The sequence below is a fragment of the Limosilactobacillus portuensis genome, from assembly GCF_014838735.1.
In the GTDB taxonomy this organism is placed as follows: Bacteria; Bacillota; Bacilli; order Lactobacillales; family Lactobacillaceae; genus Limosilactobacillus; species Limosilactobacillus portuensis.
The window spans coordinates 86,419-94,882 of sequence record NZ_JABUXQ010000006.1 but is presented as its reverse complement, the minus strand read 5'-3'; the positions used below and the strand labels follow the sequence as shown (position 1 = coordinate 94,882).

Below are 8,464 nucleotides of genomic sequence, written 5' to 3'. Positions count from 1 at the left end.
TCATGAAAGATGGTCCTTTCTTAAACGAAGACGGGGTCCAACCATCTTTCGTTTTTTATTTTAAATTTAAACTAAAATAAGCACTGATGTTAAGTCCATCAGTACTTAAAATTGTAGAACCTAAAGGAATCATCTAATAAGGTGATTCCTTTTTAACTTACTTAAATTTGTTTTCTTATGATTAAAGTATCGTACTTGTTCGCTGGTATGTAGGGAATGAAACGCGACTACACCTCTTCTTATACTAATAAATTGTATGCTCGATAACTACTCCCTTCCGAGTTTACAGTTAAAAGAGGAAGGATTAATAAGGAAGCCATTGGTGATAGTTATAGTCGTCTGTATTTTAATATCGAAGCATTAATATCCGTAATTTTATTTATATGAATAGTAAAAGAAAAAGCGATTAATACTAGTAATTTTGAATAGTCATAAATATATATAATTTCTTACTACCTATAACTTTTTATTATTATTAACTCTTTCAAAAAATTACCTTACCGTGTCTGTGACCGTTTTAATCCATCAACAAGATTATCAAGGGGATTAACGGCCAATCGAGAGCCTTAATAGAGTAATTTTAGATACAAAAAATCACAAAATAATATCTAAGTTAAGGAGTAATTACCTAGTCATTATTTTGTGATTTACCAATTATTTAATTCGATTACATTAATGGACGATATACTTCATCATAGTATGTATTATTAGGATCGCGAGTAGTAAAGCTAGCTAACTGCTCGAAGTCTTCAGTTTCCTTCCAGGCCATTAAATCATCAAAATCATTTAATGCGGTAAGGAGAACTAACGTGGTACTTTCATCTTTGTTGTCAACTTGGAGAAAAGCCTGTCCATTAATTAATGGGGATGGGTCATCAACCATCTTACTAAGTGTGTTAAAGAGAACTTTTTGGTGATCATTATCCACTTGGAATGATTGATAATAAAGGATTCCTCGATAATTACTATTTAATCGTTCTCCTAATACCGTATATTCAACGGGAGACTTAAAAATAGTTGGTTCATTAGAAAAATCGAATAGTGCTAAATTATTGCTGTGAACCGAAGCCTGCATGAGCTTAAATTTTCTGTCTGGATACTTGTTAATGATATCTTGTAAAATTTGCCGTGATCCAAACGTTAAACTTAATTTTGATAACATGGCAGTTCCTCCTTTTAATTGTATAGATTTATTATAATACTTTATTTCAGTTAATTACCAATTATCAGTTAATTGACTACCAAATCTAGCTTCGATTTGGAGCAAAATTTTATTTAAAATATTTAGTTTATTAGTAAAAGGGGTTGAAATGCTACAGCCACATGTTATAATTTTACTTACAAAAAGTAACTAAATCACGCTGCCACTTTTAATAATATAAAAAACATTGTACAATTAAAACTATAGTGGTGAGTTTATTATAAAGGATTAGCTCTAAAGGAGGCTTCTTATTTAATGGTTACACTTTACACGTCTCCAAGTTGTACTTCATGTCGCAAGGCAAAAGCATGGCTACAAGAAAATGGAATTCCTTTTAAAGAACGGAACATTTTTTCTGAACCGCTTAATATAGGTGAAATCAAAAACATTTTGCGAATGACAGAGGATGGTACGGAAGATATTATTTCTAAGCGTTCTAAAGCTTATTCAAAGTTAAATGTTGATTTGAATGAGTTGCCAATGAAGCAATTGTATAAAATGATTAGTAAGAATCCAGGATTACTCCGACGACCAATTATTGTTGACGAGAAACGACTTCAGGTTGGTTATAATGAGGATGAGATTCGTCGTTTTCTCCCTCGTCAGGTTCGTGAATTAGAATTAGCTGAAGCTGAGCGAAAAGCTAATATGATTTAAAATTAGAGAATAAAGGATTAAATAGACGCAATGTATTGACTTGGACGAGTCTTATGTTGCGTTTTTTCTTCCTTTACTTTTGTGATAAATTGGTTAGAATAGTAGTAATATAGATGTCGAGTCGAAGGAGGTGCTTTTTATGGAAATGGAGCGCATTAATGAAAATACAATTCGTGTTTTAGTCGACTCGAATGATCTTGAGGAACGGGGAATAAAGATTCTTGATTTGTTAAGTGACCATAAGCAGATTCAAGATTTTTTCTATAGTATTTTAAAGGAAGTTGATTCCACTCACCAATTTCAAGATAATGATTCAGTAACTTTTCAGGTAATGCCAACAGGGAATGGTCTGGAGCTTTTTATCAGTAAGAATGATCAAGTGAATGCGATGGGTGATGATCGAAACGATGCAATTACAGATTATATTCGACAGAGTATTGCTCAGCGCAGGAAAGAAGAATCATCAACTAATGAGTCGGATGAGTCGCTGAAAGCTGATGATTATCCAATATCATCAAGTGATTCAGACACATTAACAAAGCTGGTTGTTGTTAGGTTTGATCAATTTGAAGACCTGATTCAATACGCAAAAGTTGTCGAGGATGATAATGTGGTTAGTGAGCTGTATAAGTACAATGATCAATATTATTTAACTTTGCAATATCTTATTACTGATGAGAATACAGATGAAGAGATAAAGAACCAGATTGCATTAGCATATGAATATGGGAACGCAACTAATCTGGCATCTGATTATTTAGCAGAACATTCAAAAAAGCTAATGGAAATCTCAGCCCTACATTTGATTCAACATTATTTTAACTAAAGTATCATAACAAAAACATCCCGAGAATTACCTAAAATTCAAGGGATGTTTTTTGATGCAATTAATAAATTTTGCCGTCTTGTATGTAAGGGGAGGCGAAAAAGTTGTTAGTAGCAAAGTTAAACGATCAATTTATCAATGCCGCTGATGCTTGTCAAGGAAAGAACTATTGTTGTCCGGAATGTGGGGCATACCTTATTCTTAAGCACGGGCAGAGGAAGATTGCTCATTTTGCCCATCAGGGAAATAGCGGGTGTGCTTTACGGGAAGGCGAGAGTTATGAACATCTCCTGGGAAAACAACAAATCTTTGAATGGGCACGGAAAAAGGGGTGGCAAGCAGAACTTGAGGTTTATATTCCCCAGTTAGAGCAACGGGCAGATGTTTTTCTTAGAATAGGCGGACAACGAGTTGTCATTGAATTTCAATGTAGTCCATTATCTTTAACCGCTCTGCAAAAACGAACACTCGGTTATCAAAGCATTGGGATAAAGTGTTATTGGTTTTTGGGTTCACCGTATAAGCAGAAGTTAAATCAGCGGCAAACGCAAAAATTTATCCAATTAGTTAATCAGCAGTATACAATTATGTTTTGGGATACTAAAGCTAAAATACTCAGATTAGTTAAACTGGCTATAAAAGAAAAACCACTCAGTTTAAAAGAAGTAACTCATGATTACCGCATTCTTCGTCGACTTTCATTACTCCAGGGAATTAACTCTTGTATTAAGGAATTTACAAGGGGATTACCAGTTATTTGTCACCAAAAAACTTTAGGAATTCAAGTTACTAATCATCCAGAAATATATTGGCGGTGTTTGGTTGTAAAGAAGTTAAGTAATATCCCGCTGTTTGCTAGCTTTAGTTTAGATTCATGGTATCGCTTATTGAAAAAGGTAGACTTAACTGAATGGTTGAAATTTCCCTGTCTTTCTTCATCAAAGATCGTTAATGATTACCTAGAAGTATTTACTAAACAATTACTAAAAAGCGGTAACATTATAATTGATGGACAGACAGTTATTTTAATAAGTCATCCAAGTTATCACAGATCGATTATGAAACAATATCAAGAAATTCAACGATTAATTCAATAAAATTATTAGTGGTGATTGATAAAATATGAAATAATAGAAGAGAAAAAATAAATCGGGGATGACCTAGATGAAATATCATACTTGTACAACGTTCCTTGCAGGGAAAAAGGCGACCATTGATGGTTCAACAATTGTTTGCCGGGTTGAAGACTATTCAAATAACTTTGATCCACAGCGATTTGTAGTAGTTAAGCCGGAAAAGCAGCCACGATATTATGAAAGTAAAACAACAAAGTTTACGATTAACCTCCCAACTAACCCGTTACGGTATACATCAACTCCTGATGCGGATAGTAGTGCTGGAATTTTTGGAGCCAATGGAATTAATTCTGCTAATGTTTCAATGACAGCAACTGAAACAATTACTAGTAATCCACGAATTCTCAGTCTTGACCCGTATAATAGTGAAGATGGGATTGGTGAAGAAGACTTTCTAACCCTCGTTTTGCCTTATGTCAGAACCGCTAAGCAAGCTGTTGAACGGGTTGGCCAACTCTTAGAAAAATATGGAACCTATGAAGCAAATGGAATGGCATTTGGAGATCAAGATGAAGTTTGGTATTTAGAAACAATTGGTGGCCATCATTGGGCTGCAGTTAGAATTCCTGACGATGCATATGTGATTGCACCAAATCGACTGAACATTACTCACTTTGATTTTTCAGCAAATAATACTCTATGTTCTGCAGATTTGAAAGAATTAATAGACAGTAACCACCTCAATCCGGAACCAGATGATTATAATTTACGATTGATTTTTGGTAGTAGTACAGTCCGTGATACTCGATATAATAATCCTCGAGCATGGTACGTTCAACGTCGGCTAAGTGGTGATCAGGGGAACCAACCGACAGATCAAATGCTGCCGTTTATTAATTACCCACAACATAAAATTACGATTCAAGAGATTAAGGAGTTAATGAGTTCCCATTATCAAGGTACTGATTATGATCCATACACTAATGAGAATGCGCCATTTCGTTCAATTGCCTTAAACCGTAATCTTGAGCTTCATATTCTTCAAATCAGGAATAACGTTGATCCACGAATTAGTGGAGTTCAGTGGCTTGCCTTTGGTCCGAACACAGTTAATGCAGTTGTTCCATTCTATACAAATATTCAAGAAACACCACAACATTATTGTGATACAAAAACAACTTTTGATATTCAAGATATTTACTGGCTAAATCACACCATAATGGCAATTGCCGATCAACATTATCAAAGGGTGGAACCAATGATTGAAGATTTTGCAGAGCAAGTTATGACGCAGACATTGGCATTACAACACCAAGCTGATCGTGAATTTCTAACTAAAGATGACATTACTGCATTTTTAAGTAAGGTTAATGGAGAGATGGCAGAAATATCCTATCAAGAAGCAATGAAGTTGCTAGGAAAACTTGTTAATTATGGATTTATGAATGCTCACTTAAAATACTAATTAATATAAGTGACCCCCAAAGTTCTCACTTGAACTTTGAGGGCCATTCTTAGCTTTATTATTTTTGAACAGTTCTTATTTGGGAATGCGATTGGTAATTTTTAATAAAGTTGGTTAACGATATTTCATCTTCTAAGTGCCTATTCTGATAGGCATTAATAAGTGTATCGTAATCAAAATTATTGAGTAAAAATCCATATTGTGATTGGTCCGAATCGAAAACGACAGCAGTCGCAGCCTCCTTAACTCCTAGACTTTTTGCAACCTGCTGCTCCTGACGAAATGTTTTCTTCGCTAGGGACGAATTTCGATCTTCCATAAACATTTCTAGGTCAAGGTTAGATCGTAAAGCAGCATTCTTTACCAGATCATTATTATAGTTAATGTTTTCTTTGATTAAGGCATTTTGAAGGATTAAGAGAAATTGCCGCCCCCGTTTCTTCCCTTGAAAAGAGGCCGACATGTAATCAAGAATTACTTGATAGATCGTCCGAGAAACGTTTTGACGAACGGCTAAACTGTGTTGATTTAAGTGGTAAGATTCAATAGTTTGTTGAATGGTTGCCATGTTAAAGAATGGAATAAAACGATAATTAACTTTGGTATTAAGTTGATGATCAATTTTAAGAACATCATGCTCACACCGAAAGCAACGACTCCCTAGTGGATTGACAAATAAATGAATTTCTAGCATTAAATGCTCCCCCTCGTTTAACACTAACTTGACAATTTTTCTAAACAAATTTATTTTTGCAAAAAAAGCTAAATTTGTAAAGAATTATGATTTATGGATCAGTTTTATGCTGTTTTGGGAATGATTGTGCTAGAATTAAATGCGAACTTTAATGGGAGGGTTTTATATGGTTGAAGATTGGCAACACTTTCTACTACCTTACCAACAAGCTGTTAATGAGTTAAAAGTTAAATTAAGAGGTATCCGTAAACAATATCAGGATGAAACACAGCATTCACCGATCGAATTTGTTACTGGGCGAGTAAAACCAGTAGATAGTATTAAGGAAAAAATGATCAGACGTCATGTTCAGGAAGATCGACTTGAACAGGATATGCAGGATATTGCCGGATTACGAATTATGTGCCAGTTTGTTGAAGATATTTACCAAGTAGTTGATCTGCTTCGTCAACGGAGTGATATGACAATCCTCGAAGAGCGTGACTATATTAGTAATGCTAAACCGAGTGGGTATCGTTCTTACCATATTGTTATTGAGTATCCGGTTCAGTTGATTTCCGGTGAGAAAAAGATCCTTGCCGAAATCCAGGTTCGGACACTAGCAATGAACTTTTGGGCAACAATTGAACACTCACTAAATTATAAGTACCAGGGTGAATTTCCAGAAGAATTATCTGCACGGTTACAGCGAGCTGCAGAAGCTGCATTTAAACTTGATAATGAAATGTCAGAAATTCGCGAGGAAATTCAAGAAGCACAAACGATGTTCTCAAATCGAACACCAGGTGATCAGAACATACCAGACAGATAAGGAGATTATATGCGAGTCGCAATTTATAACAATGAAACAGCAGAGTCACAACGAATTAGTAAGTTACTTAAAGCTGAAATGAGCAAGGCTGGGTTAGTGCTTGATCAGAATGCGCCCAACGTTGTTATTACAATTGGTGGAGATGGAACCTTACTGTCAGCATTTCATCACTATGAAGCTTTATTAGATAAGATTCGGTTCGTTGGAATCCACACGGGACACCTTGGCTTCTATACTGACTGGCGAAATTATGAGATGGACGATCTAGTTGAAAGTCTAGTCAATGATAGCGGACAGTCTGTTTCGTACCCACTGCTTGATATGCATGCTATTTATTCCGACGGTTCGATTGATCACTACACGGCATTAAACGAATCAACTGTCCGGAATATTACGAAGACAATGGTTTGTGATGTTTTCATTAACAATGAACTTTTTGAAACATTTCGGGGTGACGGGCTGTGCATTTCCACACCAACAGGTTCGACTGCTTATAACAAGTCTGTTGGTGGTGCAATTATGGATCCTCAAATTGTTGGCTTTCAGCTAGCAGAAATGGCATCTTTAAATAATCGGGTATTTAGGACGTTAGGATCGCCGATTATTTTTGGCTCTGAGTCAAAGCTGATGCTTCGCTTAAAAGATCTTAATGGACATGTGATGACCTGTGATCGGGATCAAGTTCGTTTAAAACCATCAGTTGGGGAGCGTAAATTAGTAGAAATTACTTATCAAGTTGCCAAAAAACGGATTAACTTTGCCCAATACCGTCACAATAATTTCTGGCACCGGGTTAAAGATTCATTTATTGGTGGCGCAAAATAATGAAATTTGAATGGCAATACACAGGGAGTCAACCACGAAAACTCCGTGCTGCCTTAAAACATGAAGGGGTCAGCGCAAGTCTAATCAAGGTCGCAGTTTATCATGGAGGAAAAATGCAGATTAACGGTGAGGATCGGTGGACCGTCGATCTTGTTAATCCTGGTGATCATTTTTCACTGATCCTACCTCCTGAAAAACCGAATGATAATGTTATTCCTAGTGATCTTCCTATTGATATTGTTTATGAGGATCGTGACTTTTTAATCCTTAATAAGCCAGCGGGGGTTGCGACTGTTCCGGCACATCACGTTACCGTTGCTGACAGTTTAGTTAACCGGGTTCGTAATTATTATGAACGTCAAGGTTATGAGAACTTAGTAATTCACGTTGCTACACGGTTGGATAAGGATACTAGTGGTTTGGTGGTTTTTCCCAAGCACCGTTTTGCTCACGCGGTTATGGATCAACAATTAAAGAAACACCAAGTAAAGAAAAATTACTATGCAGTTGTTGGTGGAAAGATCAATGCTCGCCATGGCTATATTGATGCACCGATTGATCGGGATCCCGAGAAATTCGTTTCGCGAACAGTAATTTCTACGGGAAAACCATCAGTTACGGAATATTGGCTAGAAAAATCAGCAGTTCAAATGTCGCTATTACGCATTCGCCTCCATACGGGAAGAACCCACCAAATTCGGGTTCACTTCCAGTACTTAGGTCATCCATTGATTGGTGATGAAATGTATGGTGGTAAACAAATAATTTCTCGCCAAGCGCTCCATTGTTACTGGATGAAATTCTATAGTCCATTTAAGCAGCAATGGATAGAGGTTCAGGCTCCTGTACCGGAAGATATGCTGAATTTGATTGATTCAATTTAAACTAGAAATGACCACTACAGTTTAG

At 36.0% G+C, this 8,464-nt stretch carries 9 protein-coding genes; 7 read left to right on the top strand and 2 right to left on the bottom strand.

Annotation, left to right across the window (positions count from 1 at the left end):
- Window positions 1-667: 667 nt before the first annotated feature.
- On the bottom strand, window positions 668-1,162 hold the full coding sequence (locus HUK49_RS03210; RefSeq protein ID WP_191912625.1) for a hypothetical protein: 495 nt from the start codon (window positions 1,160-1,162) through the stop codon (window positions 668-670).
- Window positions 1,163-1,456: 294 nt separating this feature from the next.
- Here HUK49_RS03210 and spxA point away from each other — a divergent pair, with 294 nt between their 5' ends.
- The 4 genes from spxA (at window position 1,457) to HUK49_RS03190 (ending at window position 5,225) form a co-directional block, all read left to right on the top strand.
- Window positions 1,457-1,858 (top strand): transcriptional regulator SpxA, encoded by a 402-nt coding sequence (gene spxA / locus HUK49_RS03205; protein WP_102169010.1) that lies wholly within the window; start codon window positions 1,457-1,459, stop codon window positions 1,856-1,858.
- A gap of 139 nt (window positions 1,859-1,997) precedes the next feature.
- Window positions 1,998-2,684, top strand: a complete 687-nt coding sequence (locus HUK49_RS03200) for an adaptor protein MecA (protein WP_191912624.1) — start codon at window positions 1,998-2,000, stop codon at window positions 2,682-2,684.
- Between the two features lie 104 nt (window positions 2,685-2,788).
- Entirely contained in the window at window positions 2,789-3,781 is a 993-nt protein-coding gene (locus HUK49_RS03195; protein ID WP_191912623.1) for a competence protein CoiA, read from the top strand.
- A 67-nt stretch (window positions 3,782-3,848) separates the two neighbouring features.
- Window positions 3,849-5,225 (top strand): C69 family dipeptidase, encoded by a 1,377-nt coding sequence (locus HUK49_RS03190; protein ID WP_191912622.1) that lies wholly within the window; start codon window positions 3,849-3,851, stop codon window positions 5,223-5,225.
- Between the two features lie 58 nt (window positions 5,226-5,283).
- Here the strand turns inward: HUK49_RS03190 and HUK49_RS03185 are convergent, their stop codons facing one another.
- Window positions 5,284-5,919 carry a DsbA family protein gene (locus HUK49_RS03185; protein WP_235980946.1) on the bottom strand — a complete coding sequence of 212 codons (636 nt, stop codon included), beginning with the start codon at window positions 5,917-5,919 and terminating at the stop codon, window positions 5,284-5,286.
- A gap of 166 nt (window positions 5,920-6,085) precedes the next feature.
- On the opposite strand from HUK49_RS03185, the gene HUK49_RS03180 reads away from it, so the two are divergent.
- The 3 genes from HUK49_RS03180 to HUK49_RS03170 are packed head-to-tail and all read left to right on the top strand — an operon-like array spanning window position 6,086 to window position 8,439.
- On the top strand, window positions 6,086-6,730 hold the full coding sequence (locus HUK49_RS03180; RefSeq protein WP_040531036.1) for a GTP pyrophosphokinase: 645 nt from the start codon (window positions 6,086-6,088) through the stop codon (window positions 6,728-6,730).
- A 9-nt stretch (window positions 6,731-6,739) separates the two neighbouring features.
- Window positions 6,740-7,555, top strand: coding sequence for an NAD kinase (locus tag HUK49_RS03175; RefSeq protein ID WP_003716820.1), 816 nt, complete (start codon window positions 6,740-6,742; stop codon window positions 7,553-7,555).
- Window positions 7,555-8,439: an RluA family pseudouridine synthase gene (locus HUK49_RS03170; protein ID WP_102169015.1), complete on the top strand. Its 885-nt coding sequence runs from the start codon at window positions 7,555-7,557 to the stop codon at window positions 8,437-8,439. The genes HUK49_RS03175 and HUK49_RS03170 overlap by 1 nt, the downstream gene beginning before the upstream one ends.
- The last annotated feature ends 25 nt before the right edge of the window (window positions 8,440-8,464 follow it).

Excerpts from the sequence above, each read along its gene's own strand:
- HUK49_RS03170 (WP_102169015.1), top strand. The coding sequence starts at position 7,555 with ATGAAATTTGAATGGCAATACACAGGGAGTCAACCACGAAAACTCCGT.
- HUK49_RS03180 (WP_040531036.1), top strand. The coding sequence starts at position 6,086 with ATGGTTGAAGATTGGCAACACTTTCTACTACCTTACCAACAAGCTGTT.
- spxA (WP_102169010.1), top strand. The coding sequence starts at position 1,457 with ATGGTTACACTTTACACGTCTCCAAGTTGTACTTCATGTCGCAAGGCA.
- HUK49_RS03190 (WP_191912622.1), top strand. The coding sequence starts at position 3,849 with ATGAAATATCATACTTGTACAACGTTCCTTGCAGGGAAAAAGGCGACC.
- HUK49_RS03210 (WP_191912625.1), bottom strand. The coding sequence starts at position 1,162 with ATGTTATCAAAATTAAGTTTAACGTTTGGATCACGGCAAATTTTACAA.
- HUK49_RS03200 (WP_191912624.1), top strand. The coding sequence starts at position 1,998 with ATGGAAATGGAGCGCATTAATGAAAATACAATTCGTGTTTTAGTCGAC.
- HUK49_RS03185 (WP_235980946.1), bottom strand. The coding sequence starts at position 5,919 with ATGCTAGAAATTCATTTATTTGTCAATCCACTAGGGAGTCGTTGCTTT.
- HUK49_RS03175 (WP_003716820.1), top strand. The coding sequence starts at position 6,740 with ATGCGAGTCGCAATTTATAACAATGAAACAGCAGAGTCACAACGAATT.